Here is a 17331-nt window from a genome sequence, read left to right on the forward strand (position 1 = left end):
TTCTCTCATTTTGATATAATAACAAAATAGGTGTGAAAATTTATCAGCAAGTTAGTTAAATAATCCTTTTTACGCACAATTTGGAGGTTCTTTTTATGACAACTTACCATTTTATTGGTATAAAGGGGACGGGAATGAGTGCTCTCGCCCAGATTCTTCATGATTCAGGGGAAAGAGTACAGGGCTCCGATGTGGAAAAGCATTTTTTTACACAGGAAGCATTGGAGGCTAAAAACATTCCGATTCTCCCATTTTCAGCAACAAATATTAAAGAAGATTGTACAATAATTGCAGGGAACGCTTTTTCTGATGACCAAATTGAAATTAAAGAAGCAAAAAGACAAGGTTTAACATTCTATAGATATCATGAGTTTCTAGGAGAGTGGCTAAAACAATATACAAGCATAGCTGTTACAGGTGCACATGGTAAAACGTCAACAACTGGGCTACTGGCACATGTTTTAGATGAAACGTTTCCGATATCCTATTTGATTGGTGATGGTACTGGCAAAGGACACGTCGATAGCCGCTATTTTGTTTTTGAAGCGTGCGAATATCGTAGGCATTTTCTTAGATATGAACCTGACTATGCTATTATGACCAACATTGATTTCGATCATCCAGATTATTTCACAAGCATAGATGATGTATTTGAAGCATTTCAATCTATGGCAGATCAGGTGAAAAAGGGAATTATTGCTTGTGGAGACGATGAAGAGCTTCAGAAGATTCAAGCAAAGGTACCGGTTGTTTATTACGGATTTGCTACTACAAATGATTTCCAGGCCCAAAATGTGGTTGAAACGGATGCAGGAACGACATTTGATGTCTTTGTACGAAACACGTATTATGAAACATTTACAATACCGATGTACGGGAACCATAATGTTTTAAATGCACTATCTGTTATCGCGATTTGTCATTATGAAGAGATTAATGCCCAAGATATTAAAAAAATGGCAACTTTTGGTGGTGTTAAACGTAGATTTACGGAGAAAACGTTAGCCAACCAAGTATTGATTGATGATTACGCTCACCATCCAAAAGAAATTACGGCAACCATCGATTCAGCAAGAAAGAAATATCCAAATAAAGAGGTTGTCGCTATCTTTCAACCACATACGTTTACAAGAACAAAAACGTTTTTGGACGAATTTGCTGAGAGCCTTTCACTAGCCGATCATGTGTATTTATGTGATATATTCGGATCTGCAAGGGAAGAAGCGGGTAAATTAACGGTAAATGATTTACAAAAACGAATTGAAGGTAGTTCTGTCCTACAGCTTGACAATACAGATGTATTAGAACAATACGAGGATGGAGTACTTGTTTTCATGGGCGCTGGAGACATACAAAAATTCCAGCAAGCATATGAAGAAAAGAAAAACGTACGTAATTAATTGGGAAATAAAGAATCTGATTTTCAGGTTCTTTTTTCTTTTGGTTAAAAAGAGGAAATAGCAATTATGTTCATAGCATAAACCTGATATACATGTAGATATTAATATTAGCAATGATATTAAAGGATTCGTTACATATTTGTCGAATTAATTGTTATAGACATTTAGTTAAGCATGTTTAGTACTTTTATGTTAGGGTATTTATAATAAAGGATTATTGTTGGTATAATTAATACGATTAATTTATACTTAAATGGCTTAATGGTTTACCTTATTAACTATATCCAGTCCAGTAGCCATACTAATCATGACAGAAGGGGTTGATACTACAAAATGGAAATAATGCTTTATATTGCTGCCTTGATTGCCGCGGTAGCGTTTGCAGTACTTGTAATTTATGCAATTATTACCATGAAAGCAGCAAAACAAACAATGGAAAATGTTCAGAACTCACTGGACGGATTAAATACGCAAATGAAGGGTATTACAGATGAAACAACCCAGCTTTTAACAAAAACAAACAGACTTGCTGATGATGTACAACAGAAGTCTTCTAAGCTAAATGGTGTTTTTGATGGTGCGAAGGGATTAGGGGAGACTGTGAGAGATTTTAACAACTCTTTAAAACAGTTATCTGGAAGTATTTCTCGTACAGCAAATCAAAACCCTGAGAAAGCAGCACAAGCAGTGAAATGGGCTTCTACCCTAATGGAATTTTGGAAAAAGAAAAAATAAATAGATAACTATTACAAGGAGGATATCGCATGGCTGAGAACAACAATATTAACACTAAAGACTTCATCATCGGTACATTAATTGGAAGTATGGTAGGTGCTGCTGCAGCACTATTGTTAGCGCCTAAATCCGGTAAGGAATTGAGAAGTGATATTAATGAAGGAGCGGGCCAGGTAAAAGAACGTGCTTCTGAATGGAAAGATACTGCACAGGAAAAAAGCGCAGGCTGGAAGGATAAGGCATATACTACGAGTGCAGAGCTTAGACAAAAGGCCATGGACACTACCTCACAGCTATCTAAAAGTGCATCAACAAAAACAAAAGAGATGACTAGCTCTGTAAAGACAAAGCTAAACAAAAAAAAATCAAAAGAAGAACAAGCACAACAGGCAGCTGAAGATGTAGCAGACGCAATTCAAGAGGCTACAGAAGAATTAGAAGCAGCAAAGAGACAAGGTTAGTTATAAAAAAATAATAATGTACAAATGCCGAGTGATTTTTTTAGTTTCAAGCTAAAATAACCACTCGGCATTTTATAATTCAAGTATTTAACTGGATAAAACGACTTAAGGATTGAATAGAATGCTAGATTCTACTCATTTTGGTCCAATCACCACGTGATTTGAAGCTGATCACCATCTTTTATTTCCCCATCGAAGGAAGCAGGTCTTTCATTTACATATAGTTTGAAATCCCCGCTGACTTTACTAATATCAATATCAATGTACCGGAAAATATCCTGAAAAATAAAAGCTTCTTCTATCTTAGGCTCCATTTTTATATGATTTTGGTCTTGTAATTCAGTATCTGGTCCAATCTGCTCTCCATTTCTTTTTATCGAATAACAGGGTCTTTCCATCTTGATAAACTGCCCATTAAAGTGCACATGTATAGTTTTTGAAAGTTCTTTACCTAACACGGAAAACAGGTCGGATACTAGTGGCGTAGTAGCTGGTTCTATATTCAATTTATCATTATTATGAAGAAGCTGGGTATCATCTGTTTGGTTATGATTAACAAATATCCTCGTTTTCCCCATAGGGAGTGTCACTTTTTCGTTATTTACATATACCGAAAAAGCGTTAGTCTGTTGGACTTTTTCCTTGCCGGTAATTCGTATTAAATCTTTTACCGTTGTTTCATGTTCATACGTGATGATATCTCGATCTTTTATCTGATAGGTTTTCGCTTGCTTCCTACCATTTACATAGTAATTAGCATAACACTTAATAGGTTGTTTGTTGAAGTAGATGACTTTTGTAGGAAGTTCACCTATAAGCTCTTCCAACGTCATTTGTGCAGGTAAACCGTCTTTTCCTCTCTCGATTTGTACACATTCGTTATTTTGAATCATGTGATCAACAGTTGCCTTTTTCTGATTAACAAACAACTGTGGAGTCTGCCCAAGTTGACCAGGTATCGTAATTTCCTTCCCGTTAACAGTGACCATCATAGCTGTTCCGGGACGACCATACATCTTATGTATGTCTAAACCAGCCTGAATGAGAGTATCCCCTACAGTTAGCTGTTTCATTTCAAACATACGAACTTTTTGTTTATTTACATTTACTGTTACATAATGTACAGGATTTTGTTTGGCTGCAATTGCAATTCCTATTGGTGTTACAAAATCTGGTCCCTTCGGCAATGCTTCAGATGGAACTAGGTTTTGAATCGCATCGATTCCTCTAACTGCCACGCGGTTTTCCGGTAATTTTAATTTATGTGCAAGGAGTTTGGTAATCTCAGGAGTCAGACTACCACCACCAACTAACATGACAGCTTTGGGAGGGGTAGCGTTTAATAAAAGTATTTCTTCAGATATTTTTGATGCAAGGTTTTCTACCTTACTACGTATTTCTTCAACCAAAGAATCATACGTAATGGTCGTTTCAAATCCGAGAATATCTGCAACTATTGCTTCACCTTTATTAACAATATCCCTTTTCGTTTGTTCAGCTAGAGGAAAGTCAAGTAGATACGCGTCACTTATTGCTTCTGTGATTTCATCACCAGCGACTGGGACCATGCCATAAGCAGCAACTGTCCCAGCATTTGTGATTGCTATATCACTTGTACCCGCCCCTATATCAACAAGAGCTACATTGAGCCTCCTCATTGACTCAGGAACGAGGACATGTATAGCTGCAATTGGTTCTAAAGTAAGAGCCTCCATCTCGAGCTCAGCACGTCCTAAAGCTGCCAACAGAGATTCCACTACAATTTTAGGGAGAAACGTGGCAATTATTTCTACCATAGCTTTCTCCCCACTCTGATCAATTAGGGAGCCAATTTTCTCTTCATCAATTTGATAATGTAATATCGAATAGCCAACACAGTAATAATGATGGTATTCCTCAGATTTACTACCATGTGCTAGTTTAACTTGTGCAGCTTGGACGGCACTTAATTCTAAATGCTTTATCGTTTCCTCTTCCATAATCGGCTGTTGATTTAGCTCAATTGTAGCAGTTGCCTGTGTAGTTTTTAGTGCTCTTCCGGCTGCAGCTACACAAACTTTTTGAAGAGTTCCGTGAGTCTGTTCAAGCTTTTTTTTTACCTCACGGATAATATCCGATACGGCTACTACATTATGTATTTGGCCATCCCGCATTGATCTTTCGGTATGCTCCTTTGTATAAAAATCTACTACTTTATAATTGGTATCTTCTTTTTCTAATATAATCCCCGTTACGGAACGTGTACCGATATCTAAAGCAAAAATACGATCGTCCATCATTAAATAACCCTTTCCCTCATAAACTGACTCTATTATAAACTTTTATAAACTTTTTATCGACAAAGAAAAAGATATTAGCTATAATTGTCTCTAATTATTAAAAAACTGCAAATACAAGGGGAGTAGTATATGAGTGAAATGGAACAATTAAGAGAGCAAATGGATAGTGTGAATCTAGAAATCTTGAAGCTTATTAACCAACGTGCTGAGATTGTACAACAAATCGGTCAGGTGAAAGCAAAGCAAAGCATGAATCGGTTTGATCCAGTACGTGAAAGAGATATGCTGAATCAAATTACTAACAAGAATGATGGTCCATTTCAAAAAAGTACAATTGAACACATTTTCAAAGAGATTTTTAAGGCGAGCCTTGAATTGCAGGAGGATGACCATAGTAAAGCATTATTAGTATCAAGGAAGAAAAAGCCTGAGGATACAGTGATTACAATTAATGGAGCGGCTATTGGGGACGGGAACACCCACTATGTGATGGGTCCATGTGCTGTAGAGAGCTACGATCAGGTAGATCAGGTTGCAGAGGCTGTGAAAAACAAAGGCATTAAGCTATTGAGAGGTGGCGCATTTAAACCACGTACATCTCCATATGATTTCCAAGGCCTTGGTATAGAAGGATTACAAATTTTAAGAAAAGCTGCCGATAAGCATGGCTTAGCTGTTGTTAGTGAAATAGTAAATCCTGCACATCTTGAAGAAGCACTTGAATACTTAGATGTGGTTCAAATTGGAGCGAGGAATATGCAAAACTTTGAACTGTTAAAAGCAGCCGGTGATTTAAATAAACCAGTCTTATTAAAACGAGGATTGTCAGCTACGATTTCCGAATTCATTAATGCAGCAGAATACATTATCTCCAGAGGAAATGGAAATATTATTCTATGTGAGCGTGGAATCCGCACATATGAAAAAGCTACACGAAATACACTTGATATCTCAGCAGTGCCTATACTGAAGCAAGAAACACACTTACCAGTAATGGTGGATGTAACCCACTCTACTGGTAGAAGAGACATTTTGCTTCCAGCTGCTAAGGCGGCTATTGCAATAGGGGCTGATGGAGTAATGGCAGAGGTTCATCCAGATCCTGCAGTGGCATTATCGGATTCTGCTCAACAGATGGATATACCAATGTTCAACTCCTTTATGGATGATATTATGAATGTAGCAAGTAAATTTAATCGATAAAGAAAATCAAACTGGGTATCGATTTAAAGGCTGAACCATCACCATGATGATTCAGCCTTTAAATTTTTTGTAATTTTATTCATTGTAGAGTATGATAAAAAAATATAGGATGTATAGTTAATTAGGAGGTAAATGAAATTGAATATTACAATATATGATGTAGCGAGAGAAGCAAACGTCTCTATGGCAACAGTATCTCGTGTCGTAAACGGGAATCCGAATGTGAAACCTACCACAAGGAAAAAAGTGCTTGCAACAATAGAGCGTCTTGGTTACCGTCCAAACGCTGTAGCAAGAGGACTAGCAAGTAAAAAAACAACTACTGTCGGTGCTATTATCCCCGATATTTCAAGTATCTTCTTTGCTGAGCTGGCTCGAGGAATAGAAGATATTGCCACCATGTATAAATATAATATTATATTAAGCAACTCCGATCAAAATAAAGAAAAGGAATTAGGCTTAATTAATACGATGCTAGAGAAACAGGTAGACGGAATTATTTTCATGGGTGGAGATATTTCCGAAGAGCATGTGCAACAATTTAAAACATCTTCTGTACCAGTGGTATTGGCTGCTACCTATGATGAAGGTGGAGAGATTCCATCAGTCAACATTAATTATGAAGAAGCAGCTTATGAAGCAACTAAATACTTGCTTGAACGAGATAGCTTACCTGCTTTTGTTTCAGGCCAAGAAGATTCACATATTAACCTTCTTAAATACACTGGCTACAAGAAGGCCTTAAAAGAAGCATCCGTAGAGTTAGATGAATCGCTCGTGGTAAAAGGAGACTATTCTTATGACTCAGGAATTGATGCCGTTAATCAACTGCTTGCACTGGACAAAAAGCCAACCTCTATTTTTGTAGCTTCCGATGAAATGGCACTTGGTGTCATCCATGGCGCACAAGATAAAGGATACAACGTACCAGAAGATATAGAGGTCTTTGGGTTTGATAATACGAGACTATCTACAATGGTAAGACCAACCTTATCTACAATCGTACAGCCAATGTATGATATTGGGGCTGTAGCAATGCGTTTATTGACGAAGTTTATGAATAAAGAAGAAGTAGAAGATAAAAAAGTTGTGTTGCCACACCGAGTTGAAAAAAGAAACTCAACAAAGTAAAAAAGATGCCGATATAAAGAATAGAGAGAATCTTCATTCCCTTATTCCATAGTGACTTTGAGGAGAGAGAATATGAGAAAACGCGATATATTAACTCCTATCGGCATCACGTTAGGTTTTATCATGATCATGCTTGCAATCATGTCAAAAGGTGGTACAAGCGGCGCTGCATTATTCTTGGATGTTTCGTCTATCTTTATTGTAATCGGCGGTTTAGTTGCGTCCATGCTGATTAATTTTAAAATGGAGGAAATAAAACTTACTAGAAAAATTATTAGTGAGGCCTTTCACAAGAAGGATCAGCGTCTTCATGAATTAATCAATATGTTTATAAGATTATCCGAGCGAGCCCGTCGGGAAGGGATCCTAGCTTTGGAAAATGGACTGGAAGAAGTAGAAGAGCCTTTTGTAAAAAAAGGGGTGCTACTAGCTGTTGATGGGATGGAACCAGAAGTGATCAGCGATATTATGAACGCGGAAATAACGGCAATGGAGGACAGGCACTATAAAGGAAGAAATCTAATAGAAAAAGCTGGGGAGTATGCACCGGCTTGGGGAATGATTGGTACCCTAGTAGGTCTAGTGCTTATGCTAAATAATTTACAAGACCCTGCCAGTCTAGGTCCGAGTATGGCTGTCGCTCTCCTTACAACCTTATATGGTACTGTCTTAGCAAATTTAGTTTTCGTTCCTATGGCAAATAAATTAGAGAGCAAGACAGAAGAAGAAGTTTTTATCAAACAGGTTATTATTGAAGGGGTTATGGGTGTTCAGTCTGGACAAAATCCACGTATTCTCGAAGAAAAACTATCTGCATTTCTTTCCAGTGATATCAAGAACAAGCAGGCAGCTGTTGAAGATCCAGGATTTGTAGGAGAGAGAGTCAATGAAGCGTAGGCAGATAAGACGGAGCAAAAACAAAGGTGCACCGAAATGGATGGTTACATATTCAGACATGGTAACCTTAATCCTTGTGTTTTTTATTCTGCTATTTTCCATGTCGCAAATTGACTCAGTCAAATTTGAAGCGATCTCAGAATCATTTCGCAATCGGATGATATTTGACTTTTATCCCTCTCCCGTTCCTATGGAAAATCCTACAGAACATACACGAGACGAGGAAAGTGGAAAGAATTCCAATGAATTTGAGAATCCCACACAGTTGGAAAATAAAACCGATGATGATGATACAACCCGACAGGATTCCTTAGACAATCTTATGGAAAATGTTGAAAAATACTTAGAAGAAAATGAATTAAACAATGTAATTTCAGCTAACCGTACAGAGCAAGGAGTAGTTCTTGTACTACAAGAAAGTATATTTTTTAATTCAGGAGAAGCAGAAATACTGGAGAGAGGGCAACCTTTTTTAACAAAAATTGCTTCCATGTTAGACAGTCTTCCGAACAATGTTAAAGTAGAAGGACATACAGATGATAGACCGATAGAGAGCTTTAGATATCCATCTAACTGGGAACTTTCTAGTGCAAGGGCAAGCAGTGTTATTCGTTATTTAATAGAAGAATATGACTTCGACGAATCACGCTTTACTTCGGTAGGTTATGGAGATACGAGGCCTATTGTCGATAATACGTCCGAAGAGAACTGGGCAAAAAACCGTCGTGTAGAAATTGTAATATTAGAAGAAAGTAAGGGAGATGATGAATAAGCATCTCCCTATTTCTATGTCAATTAAAGTATTTACATTATCTTTTTTGTATACTTCAACATGCTTTGTAAAAGCTTTTTATTTTTTTCAGTAATTTCTTCCTTACGAGGAATAGATACAATTTCTTTGTCGTCCTGCCAGTATTCTGGAAGGGTGGTAGGTGCTTCTTCACTCCATTGTTTCAACCAGCTACTAGGAAGCTTGCCAGTAAGGTGTTGCCCCTCTTGCATAACATTCCATAGTTGGCCCCATGCTCTCGGTACAACCCGCCACATATCATACCCTCCACCGCCAAGTGCAACCCATTTGCCGCCACAATAGTCATGTGCAATTTCATGCGCTATCTTAGGGATGTATTCAAAAGTCTTCATTGTACTACATAAATGGGTTAATGGGTCGTAACAATGTGCATCAGCTCCGTTTTGTGTCACGATAATATCAGGTCTAAAAAATTCTGCTACTTCTTTGATAGCGCTATCATAAACAGAGATAAAAGAATCGTCCTCTGTAAAAGCGTCCAATGGTAAATTAAATGTATAGCCATGCCCTTGCTTTATTCCGCGTTCATTCACATTTCCGGTTCCGGGAAAAAGGTATCTACCAGTCTCGTGGATGGAAAGGGTGCAAACATTTGGATCATCGTAAAAACCCCATTGTACACCATCACCATGATGAGCATCTGTGTCTACATATAACACTCTTAAATCATATTTTTCACGAAGGTATTTTATTGCCACCGCTCCATCGTTATATATACAAAACCCAGCTGCTTTTCGTTTAAATCCATGATGTAAGCCGCCACCTAAGTGAAGGGCATGCATTGTCTGGTTTTGCATAACTGCATCAACTGCAGTAAGTGTACCGCCTACAACATAACTTGCTGCTTCGTGCATGTTTGAAAAGATTGGTGTATCTTCCGTTCCAAGACCAAATTGTAATGCTTCTGATTCTAAGAGTTGAGACTTGCCCGCTTTTTTAACTGCTTGAATGTATGCTATATCATGAAAAAGTGCGATTTCCTCTTCGGTTGCCATTCGTGGAGATATAATCGATTGTGATGGTAGTAGATTTGCAGCTTCGAGTAGTTCCTTTGTTAGCATAACACGTTTTTGGTTTAGCGGATGATCTTCATGAAAATGGTAGTTTAGTGTATTTTCCGAGAAAACGAAACCTGCAGAACATTTCATTGTTTTGGCCCCGCGATATTATTAGGCCACATTAAATCATAGCCTGCGTCTCTCAAATCCTGAATTACAGGTAAGGGATTCATCGTTTGAATTCGGAAAACAAGTATTTTGTAGCTAGGATCGTCTCTATACGGGTACACTAAAACAGAAACAATATTTACTTTTCTTTTACCAAATATAGAAGTGACTTCAGGAAGAATACCTGGTCTATGGGGCACTCTAACTTCGATATGGGAAGAAGGAACATTTGTGCCGGTAAGCTGAATTAATGTTTGCAGCATATCTTTTTCTGTAACAATGCCAACAAGTCTATTATCCTTTCTTACTACAGGTAGACAAGCAAATTCTTCATCATAAAAGATTCTTGCGATTTCTTCCACAAAGTCAAGTGGATGAACGGTAACTACTGGACTACTCATTATGGTGTGAATCTCATTTTTCAATTCTATTGCTTGTGTACTGTTCTTAAATATGGAGGGAGCTGCATCGCGAATATCCCTGTCAGAGATAATCCCAATTACGTCCTTATTTTTATCTACAATTGGAATATGGCGAATACGGTTCAATTGTATGATGTGCAATGCTTTTTCAATTGTATCTGCCGGTGATAATGTAATCACATCTCTATTCATGATTTCCTCAACTAGCATCTATAGTCCCTCCCTCATATTTCGATATTGATGACGTTGTAAAAACCGAAGTTTATCAAATGTTTCGATGGAGTCTTCCGATACGTTTTGGCCTATTCTTACCATTAAGCAATTTGCCGGATGTGATATAATTTCAGGATCATCTGTTGGAGCAGGAAGAAGTCCGCCTGTAGCCATCATTTTTTCCATCACCTTACGGTAGTCCCAAATACTAAGTTTCGTTCCATCTAAATCCCAGTGCCAATAGTATTCTGTTGATATTATAATATAGTTTTCCATATAGTCATCCATCATGGAAACCTCCAGCAAACCTGAGGCTACCTTAGCGCCTCGATATGATGGCACTACCTCAATGGCTCCAAGCTCAAGGAGATCCTCCATTTTAAATTCAGACCATCGCTCTAAAGGATCAGGATGCAAATAGGTGACATAACCGATAATCGTATCCTCGTTACGAGCGACAATAATTCTTCCTTCAAGAAAATCTGCAATACTTTTTAAAGCTTCAAATTGATTTGGAGCAGGTCTGAATGCAGTGAGATGTTCATGAAAGCGGTAGTTTCCTAGCTCTTCGCTAGATAGGGGACCTTCAATCGTAATCCTTTCCTCCTGACTACTTTCACGGCTTAAAGCATGGTAGGTTTTTGTATGTTCCAACTTAATCACCACCTATTCTGTAAAACTTATACGCTTACATTCATTATACTAGAAAAAGGAACTTTTTTCTCACTTTAACTGGCAGGAAGAACCGCACTAAGTACAGTTTCACATTGTCCCGCTTTGAATTTGAAAAGTGTAAAACTTATTTTTTTGTAATGAAAAAATTAAAATCCCTCGTGCGTAAGCCTACACAGTTATGCATAAAAAAGCTGAGCGAATTCGAATCTCCCAGGGAGTTCCAAACACGCTCAGCTTGTTGATGAAGAGGATTAGCTATCGCTACCGTTTTCTTCTTCCTCGTTCTCATTTTGGTTATTTTCCTCTTCTTCACTGCTTTCATTTTCGTCCTCATTATTGCTATCGTCCTCTTGTTGCTCATCTACATTTTCTTCGTTATCATTACCTTCATTATTTGATTCCTCATTAGTTCGATCGCTTTCTTCATCTGTATCAGGTGTTTCGGGTTCTGGTTCAGAAGTATCACCGACCAGTATTTCCTTTGAGGCTGAGGATTCTCTGCCAAAATAGTCAACAGCTTTTACATGGTAGACAGCAGCGTCATCACCAATGGTATAACTTGTATCAGTAGTACTTCCTATACGGCTAAACTTTCCTCCAGCACCTGTAGCACGATATACCCGATAGCCTACTACATCATTACTCCCGGATTTTTTCCAAGTCAGTTTATTACCAGATTTGCTTAACGAGGTTGGAGCGGAAGGTGCTTTGCCGTCATCCTCGATAGCATCTCCTACTTCTGCTCCTGGGATCCCAATTTTTTCCCATTTTTCTCTCTCCGTTCGAGGGTACAATTGTGTTAGGTCTGAAAGTTTATCATAACCATTTCTTTTTAGAAAATCAGGACTAAACATTAGACCATCCCCTGTTACAAATTCGTCAGGAGTATTTGGACCTGCTAGTACTGCTTTGCCATTTACGATTACAGATGTACCACTCACTAGGCTATCATCTTTTTCAGTAGGCACAAACTTCTCGTTAAATAGATCTGATTTAACCAATCCGGCTTTTTCGCACAGGTCAGATGGAAGCATTCCAGAAATCGCACAATAACTCCGTTGCACGATACCATCTGGACGTTTGAATGTTTCGCTAGGTGTTACTAACTCTGGATTAATTGCAGCTGCACTATTGATCAGTTCAGCCCAAAGTTTAATGTTTCGATGACTATAACTCGTACTACCATTATTAATAGAACGTGGTTGGTCATATCCAATCCAAGTACCAAATGTAACGTTTGGATTTGTTGCAACAAACCAGGCATCTCTGTAATCATTTGATGTTCCCGTTTTACCTGCCCAGTCCACGTTACCGTTTGATAGCTGTGGTTTCAGGTATCCAGCTGTTCCAGAATTAATGACATCGCGCATCATATCTATGGTTAAGTACGTTGTTTGCGGACTGAAAACTTCTACTGGTTCTGCTTCATGCTCATAAACAACATCGCCATCTTGATTTGTTATCTTTTCAATCATATACGCGTCAGCAAATTTGCCGTTATTACCAAAGGTAGCATATGCATTAATATTTTCCTCTATGGTTACATCTGCTGTACCAATTGATAGGGTAGGATAAGCATGCTGTTCTTCAGTTAATGTGCTGATACCCATCTTCTCAAGGTATTTAGTTGCAGGATCCAGGTCGATGATTTTAGAATAAATCTCTGCTGCAGGCACATTATACGAGTGCTGCAAAGCGGTTCTGGCAGAGACGATACCATGATAACCACCACCGTAGTTTCCGGGTTTCCCAGCTGGCCAGCCAGGGATTTGCTTTTTCACATCAGCAAAGGCGCTACCTGGTTGTATTACTCCTTCTTCCATCGCTGGCGCATAATCTAACAGAGGTTTCATTGTACTACCATTGGAACGAACCACATTATCCGATATATAGTTTATATTGTTATTTTCATCATAACCACGTCCACCGACAAAGCTGATGATTCTGCCAGTACTGTTTTCAATAAGCATTCCACCAGTCTGAACTCTTTCCTGTACTTCTTCCATTTCGCCAGTTTCACTATTTTCTCTTCTGACAGTCACTGTAGGGCCATAGTTTTCATATTTTGTAGCAACATCCTGAAAGACCTCATAGATTTCTTTATCGATGGTTGTGTGAATATTGTAACCATTTTTTCGTAAGTTTCTTTCAGCCTTTACTTGATAGTCTTCCTTTAAATCACTATCTTTCTCAAGGTCTTCTTCAGTGTAGCCATCTTTCTCGGCAAGTTGCAGCATAATAACTTCTGTTGCCTTTTTTTCCACTTCGAATGTTAAGTAAGGATATTTCTCAACAGTGGAAGGGGAAGCTTCTCTAAAATCAGCTACAATATCATAATCGATGCTTTCATCATATTCTTCCTGTGTGATATAACCCGATTCAAGCATTCGATTAAGTACAGTTTTCATACGGTTAATTCCTCGCTGCAAGCTGTCTTTGTCTTTTACATCTCCACCATTAAGGAAGGGAGTATATGCTGAGGGACTTTGCGGTAGCCCTGCAAGATATGCAGCCTGTGCAATATTAACATCTTTTGCATTGACCCCAAATATGCCCTGTGCAGCAGTTTGTACACCAGCAATGTTGTTGCCTGAAGCGTCTCTTCCATACGGTACAATGTTTAAGTATGCTTCAAGGATCTCATCCTTTTCAAAAAAACGTTCCAATCGTAAAGCAAGCAGTATTTCTTTTGCTTTTCTTTCGAATGACACTTCGTTAGTCAAGATTTGATTTTTTATTAGCTGTTGTGTCAAGGTACTACCACCGGTTTTTACCTCTGAATTTGTAACCTCCTGCAATACAGCACGTAATATTGCCTTAGGCACAACACCTTGATGTTTTTCGAAGTTTTCATCTTCTGTGGCAATAACGGCGTTGAGTAGGATTGGAGAGATATTTTCTAGAGTTACCTCTTCTCTATGTAAGTCCGACCTAACATCCCCAAAATACTTTTTATCAGCAAAGTATAGCTTGGATGTCTCCTCATAATTATAAATATCCTGTTGCATTGTTTTATAAGGGAGAACAGGCTCATCTTTAACTAATGATGCAAAATACCCTGCAGCTACTCCACCAGCAAAAAACATACCAATAAAGCCAATAATTAAGAAAAATAACAAGACATTCCATCCAACGTCATAGGAAATCCGTGAAGAACGTTGAAGTTTTCCTGATTTCCAAAAAGATTTAATTTTCCCTTTATATTGATGAAGCCGTTGTTTCCAATTCATCGCAAAACCTCCTAAAATACCCTTCTATTATACCATACTAATAGAGGGGGAGTAACGAATTTTTCATTCTTCCATTGCTTTTCTCAAACAAGTATGGTATGAATAGTAATTATATAATTATTTGCCTTGAAGGAACGAAGTAGTCATGCAAATCCCTTTTTTAGAGAACCGACGGTTGGTGAAAGTCGGGAAACATTTGCAGGCAAATTACATTCTGGAGCAATTTTGATTGTTTTTAGCAATCAAAACGGTGACATCATCGTTAACAATCCGAAGTGGCAAATTTTAATTTGCAACAAGGGTGGTACCGCGTTTAGAACTCGTCCCTTTTATAGAGGGAGGGGTTTTTTGTTTTTACACTTTGGAAAGTATAAAATTTTAATTAGGAAGCATTGACAACGAAGTTGAAATTTTGAAAACCGAAGTATAAGAAATACTTACACTTTCGCTTAAAGACGAGTGGATGCGAGTTTTTCTAATCTAGATTATTGATGGAGTGTGACGAATATGGATATTTTGCAGGATTTAGAAACAAGAGGATTAATTCATCAGACAACAGATCGGAAGGCACTTGAAAAGCAGCTAAGCGAAAAGCAAGTGACACTTTATTGCGGGTTTGATCCGACAGCAGATAGTCTGCATATCGGGCATTTGCTACCTATTACCATGCTTAGACGTTTTCAAAAAGCAGGACACCGACCTATCGCGCTAGTAGGTGGTGGAACAGGGATGATTGGAGATCCGAGTGGTAGAACAAGCGAACGCTCTCTTAATGAGAGTTCGGTCGTAAAAGGATACAGCGAAAAAATTAAGCAGCAAATTGCAGGATTGCTTGATTTTGATAAAGGAGAAAATCCTGTTATAGCCAGAAATAACCATGACTGGCTCTCAAACATGACAGTAATTGATTTTCTTCGAGATGCAGGGAAGCATTTTGGAATTAATTATATGCTTGCAAAGGAATCCGTCTCGGCGCGTATTGAGCAGGGGATTACGTTTACAGAATTTAGCTATATGATCTTACAGTCACTTGACTTCTTAAAGCTTTATGAACAGGAAAACTGTACACTACAAATTGGTGGTAGTGATCAGTGGGGGAATATAACAGCTGGAATGGAGCTTATTCGTCGCTCGCGTGAAAACCAGGAAGAAGAGATGAAAGTATTTGGTTTGACTGTACCACTTATTACGAAGGCGGATGGTACCAAGTTCGGAAAAACTGCTGGTGGAGCAGTGTGGCTTGACCCGGAAAAAACGTCTCCATATGAATTTTACCAATTCTGGTTAAATACAGATGACAGAGATGTTATTAAATTCCTTCGCTACTTCACCTTTTTATCTGAAGAAGAAATGGAGCAGCTAGAAAACGAAATAAAAACTCAACCAGAAAAACGGGAAGCACAGAAACGTCTTGCTGAAGAAATGACGATTATCGTTCATAGCCAAGAAGCATTGGAGCAGGCGAAGAAAATTTCCGCATCCTTATTCAGCGGGGATTTAAAGAACCTATCTGCAGCAGAGATTAAACAAGGATTTAAAGATGTACCAACACACGATATATCAAAAGAAGAAGTTGGACTAATCGATTTTTTAGTTCAAGCTAAAATCTCATCTTCAAAAAGACAGGCAAGGGAAGATATTCAAAACGGGGCCATTTACATAAATGGGGAAAGAGTACAAGACTTACAGTACACTGTTGGTCAAGATGACCGTATTGAGGATGAATTTACAATCATACGAAGAGGTAAGAAGAAATATACGTTGATTCGTTACAGTTAATAAGAATATCTTTAAAAATGCACGGAGGTTGCTGACTTATCAGCAGCTTCCTTTTTCTTATGGTGGATAATGATTACTCTCAAGTTAGGATAATATCGATAATAGCGTTGGGAAAACCTTTACTCGAAAAGGAAATGTAAACAAAAAACCCTTGAAAAGTTGATTTAACAACAATTCAAGGGGATTTCTTTTGTTAACCTGTAGACTTAATAGATTAACGAGAATAGAATTCAACGATAAGTGCTTCGTTGATTTCAGCTGGAAGTTCAGAACGCTCAGGGTAGCGAGTGAACGTACCTTCCATTTTATCAGCGTCAAATGTTAAATATTCAGGTACGAAGTTGTTTACTTCCATAGCCTCTTTAACGATATCTAGGTTTTTGGATTTTTCACGTAAACCAACTACTTGACCTGGTTTAAGACGGTATGATGGAATATCAACACGTCCTCCATCTACAGTAACGTGACCATGGTTTACAAGCTGACGAGCTTGTCTGCGAGTACGAGCAAGACCCATACGATAAACGATATTATCAAGACGAGAATCTAGAAGGATCATGAAGTTTTCACCATGAATACCTTTCATTTTCCCAGCTTTAGCAAACATAGTACGGAATTGACGTTCGTTCAATCCATACATAAAGCGAAGTTTTTGCTTCTCTTGTTGTTGCAACCCATATTCTGAGATTTTTCTGCGTTGGTTTGGTCCATGTTGACCAGGAGCGTAAGGACGTTTATCTAATTCCTTACCAGTTCCAGTTAATGAAATGCCAAGACGACGTGATTTTTTCCATACTGATCCAGTAAAACGAGCCATAGGACATTTCCTCCTTTTTATTTTATTTGCATAAAATAAGTGAGCGTGTTCCTGTACGTTGTCCATTTTGTTTTCATGTACCATCGCTCCAGCAGCTAAGAGTTACGCGATA

The 17331-nt window shown here is 38.2% G+C and carries 14 protein-coding genes and 1 other annotated feature; of the genes, 8 read left to right on the forward strand and 6 right to left on the reverse strand.

What is annotated here, in order from left to right:
• Nucleotides 1–95 precede the first annotated feature (95 nt).
• The 3 genes from murC to BN985_RS09255 all read left to right on the forward strand — a co-directional run bounded on the left by murC (nt 96) and on the right by BN985_RS09255 (nt 2596).
• Nucleotides 96–1400 (forward strand): UDP-N-acetylmuramate--L-alanine ligase, encoded by a 1305-nt coding sequence (gene murC, locus BN985_RS09245; protein WP_042223160.1) that lies wholly within the window; start codon nt 96–98, stop codon nt 1398–1400.
• 333 nt (nt 1401–1733) lie between these two features.
• Nucleotides 1734–2135: a DUF948 domain-containing protein gene (locus BN985_RS09250; protein ID WP_042223162.1), complete on the forward strand. Its 402-nt coding sequence runs from the start codon at nt 1734–1736 to the stop codon at nt 2133–2135.
• 29 nt (nt 2136–2164) lie between these two features.
• Nucleotides 2165–2596 carry a YtxH domain-containing protein gene (locus tag BN985_RS09255; protein WP_042223164.1) on the forward strand — a complete coding sequence of 144 codons (432 nt, stop codon included), beginning with the start codon at nt 2165–2167 and terminating at the stop codon, nt 2594–2596.
• Nucleotides 2597–2745: 149 nt separating this feature from the next.
• Here BN985_RS09255 and BN985_RS09260 read toward each other — a convergent pair whose 3' ends face one another.
• On the reverse strand, nt 2746–4872 hold the full coding sequence (locus BN985_RS09260) for a cell division protein FtsA (RefSeq protein ID WP_042224048.1): 2127 nt from the start codon (nt 4870–4872) through the stop codon (nt 2746–2748).
• A 132-nt stretch (nt 4873–5004) separates the two neighbouring features.
• Here BN985_RS09260 and BN985_RS09265 point away from each other — a divergent pair, with 132 nt between their 5' ends.
• The 4 genes from BN985_RS09265 (at nt 5005) to motS (ending at nt 8878) form a co-directional block, all read left to right on the forward strand.
• The gene (locus tag BN985_RS09265; RefSeq protein WP_042223166.1) at nt 5005–6078 is read left to right on the forward strand and encodes a bifunctional 3-deoxy-7-phosphoheptulonate synthase/chorismate mutase; all 1074 of its coding nucleotides are present in this window, start codon (nt 5005–5007) and stop codon (nt 6076–6078) included.
• A 138-nt stretch (nt 6079–6216) separates the two neighbouring features.
• Nucleotides 6217–7209 carry a catabolite control protein A gene (ccpA, locus tag BN985_RS09270; RefSeq protein ID WP_042223168.1) on the forward strand — a complete coding sequence of 331 codons (993 nt, stop codon included), beginning with the start codon at nt 6217–6219 and terminating at the stop codon, nt 7207–7209.
• A gap of 72 nt (nt 7210–7281) precedes the next feature.
• Complete coding sequence (gene motP / locus BN985_RS09275; protein ID WP_042223170.1) at nt 7282–8106, forward strand: flagellar motor protein MotP; 825 nt, start codon at nt 7282–7284, stop codon at nt 8104–8106.
• Nucleotides 8096–8878 carry a flagellar motor protein MotS gene (motS, locus tag BN985_RS09280; RefSeq protein WP_042223172.1) on the forward strand — a complete coding sequence of 261 codons (783 nt, stop codon included), beginning with the start codon at nt 8096–8098 and terminating at the stop codon, nt 8876–8878. The genes motP and motS overlap by 11 nt, the downstream gene beginning before the upstream one ends.
• 32 nt (nt 8879–8910) lie before the next feature.
• On the opposite strand, the gene BN985_RS09285 is transcribed toward motS, so the two are convergent.
• The 4 genes from BN985_RS09285 to BN985_RS09300 all read right to left on the reverse strand — a co-directional run bounded on the left by BN985_RS09285 (nt 8911) and on the right by BN985_RS09300 (nt 14623).
• Nucleotides 8911–10065 (reverse strand): histone deacetylase, encoded by a 1155-nt coding sequence (locus tag BN985_RS09285; protein WP_042223174.1) that lies wholly within the window; start codon nt 10063–10065, stop codon nt 8911–8913.
• The gene (locus BN985_RS09290; protein WP_042223176.1) at nt 10062–10715 is read right to left on the reverse strand and encodes an acetoin utilization AcuB family protein; all 654 of its coding nucleotides are present in this window, start codon (nt 10713–10715) and stop codon (nt 10062–10064) included. The genes BN985_RS09285 and BN985_RS09290 overlap by 4 nt, the downstream gene beginning before the upstream one ends.
• A complete protein-coding gene (locus BN985_RS09295) occupies nt 10716–11372 on the reverse strand; it encodes a GNAT family N-acetyltransferase (protein ID WP_042223179.1) in 657 nt (218 codons plus the stop codon).
• Between the two features lie 272 nt (nt 11373–11644).
• Nucleotides 11645–14623: a transglycosylase domain-containing protein gene (locus BN985_RS09300; RefSeq protein ID WP_042223182.1), complete on the reverse strand. Its 2979-nt coding sequence runs from the start codon at nt 14621–14623 to the stop codon at nt 11645–11647.
• 117 nt (nt 14624–14740) lie between these two features.
• Nucleotides 14741–14954, forward strand: a binding site (T-box leader).
• Between the two features lie 176 nt (nt 14955–15130).
• Between BN985_RS09300 and tyrS the strand changes: the two genes are divergently transcribed.
• On the forward strand, nt 15131–16402 hold the full coding sequence (gene tyrS / locus BN985_RS09305; protein WP_042223183.1) for a tyrosine--tRNA ligase: 1272 nt from the start codon (nt 15131–15133) through the stop codon (nt 16400–16402).
• Between the two features lie 214 nt (nt 16403–16616).
• Here the strand turns inward: tyrS and rpsD are convergent, their stop codons facing one another.
• Entirely contained in the window at nt 16617–17219 is a 603-nt protein-coding gene (gene rpsD / locus BN985_RS09310; RefSeq protein ID WP_042223185.1) for a 30S ribosomal protein S4, read from the reverse strand.
• Nucleotides 17220–17331 lie beyond the last annotated feature (112 nt).

The organism is Oceanobacillus manasiensis (assembly GCF_000724085.1).
Lineage (GTDB): Bacteria > Bacillota > Bacilli > Bacillales > Amphibacillaceae > Oceanobacillus_B > Oceanobacillus_B manasiensis.

What these genes read in the sequence shown, in the direction of transcription:
- murC (WP_042223160.1), top strand. Translation starts at nt 96, where the DNA reads ATGACAACTTACCATTTTATTGGTATAAAGGGGACGGGAATGAGTGCT.
- BN985_RS09285 (WP_042223174.1), bottom strand. Translation starts at nt 10,065, where the DNA reads ATGAAATGTTCTGCAGGTTTCGTTTTCTCGGAAAATACACTAAACTAC.
- BN985_RS09265 (WP_042223166.1), top strand. Translation starts at nt 5,005, where the DNA reads ATGAGTGAAATGGAACAATTAAGAGAGCAAATGGATAGTGTGAATCTA.
- BN985_RS09250 (WP_042223162.1), top strand. Translation starts at nt 1,734, where the DNA reads ATGGAAATAATGCTTTATATTGCTGCCTTGATTGCCGCGGTAGCGTTT.
- tyrS (WP_042223183.1), top strand. Translation starts at nt 15,131, where the DNA reads ATGGATATTTTGCAGGATTTAGAAACAAGAGGATTAATTCATCAGACA.
- BN985_RS09290 (WP_042223176.1), bottom strand. Translation starts at nt 10,715, where the DNA reads ATGCTAGTTGAGGAAATCATGAATAGAGATGTGATTACATTATCACCG.
- rpsD (WP_042223185.1), bottom strand. Translation starts at nt 17,219, where the DNA reads ATGGCTCGTTTTACTGGATCAGTATGGAAAAAATCACGTCGTCTTGGC.
- BN985_RS09255 (WP_042223164.1), top strand. Translation starts at nt 2,165, where the DNA reads ATGGCTGAGAACAACAATATTAACACTAAAGACTTCATCATCGGTACA.
- BN985_RS09300 (WP_042223182.1), bottom strand. Translation starts at nt 14,623, where the DNA reads ATGAATTGGAAACAACGGCTTCATCAATATAAAGGGAAAATTAAATCT.
- motS (WP_042223172.1), top strand. Translation starts at nt 8,096, where the DNA reads ATGAAGCGTAGGCAGATAAGACGGAGCAAAAACAAAGGTGCACCGAAA.
- BN985_RS09260 (WP_042224048.1), bottom strand. Translation starts at nt 4,872, where the DNA reads ATGGACGATCGTATTTTTGCTTTAGATATCGGTACACGTTCCGTAACG.
- motP (WP_042223170.1), top strand. Translation starts at nt 7,282, where the DNA reads ATGAGAAAACGCGATATATTAACTCCTATCGGCATCACGTTAGGTTTT.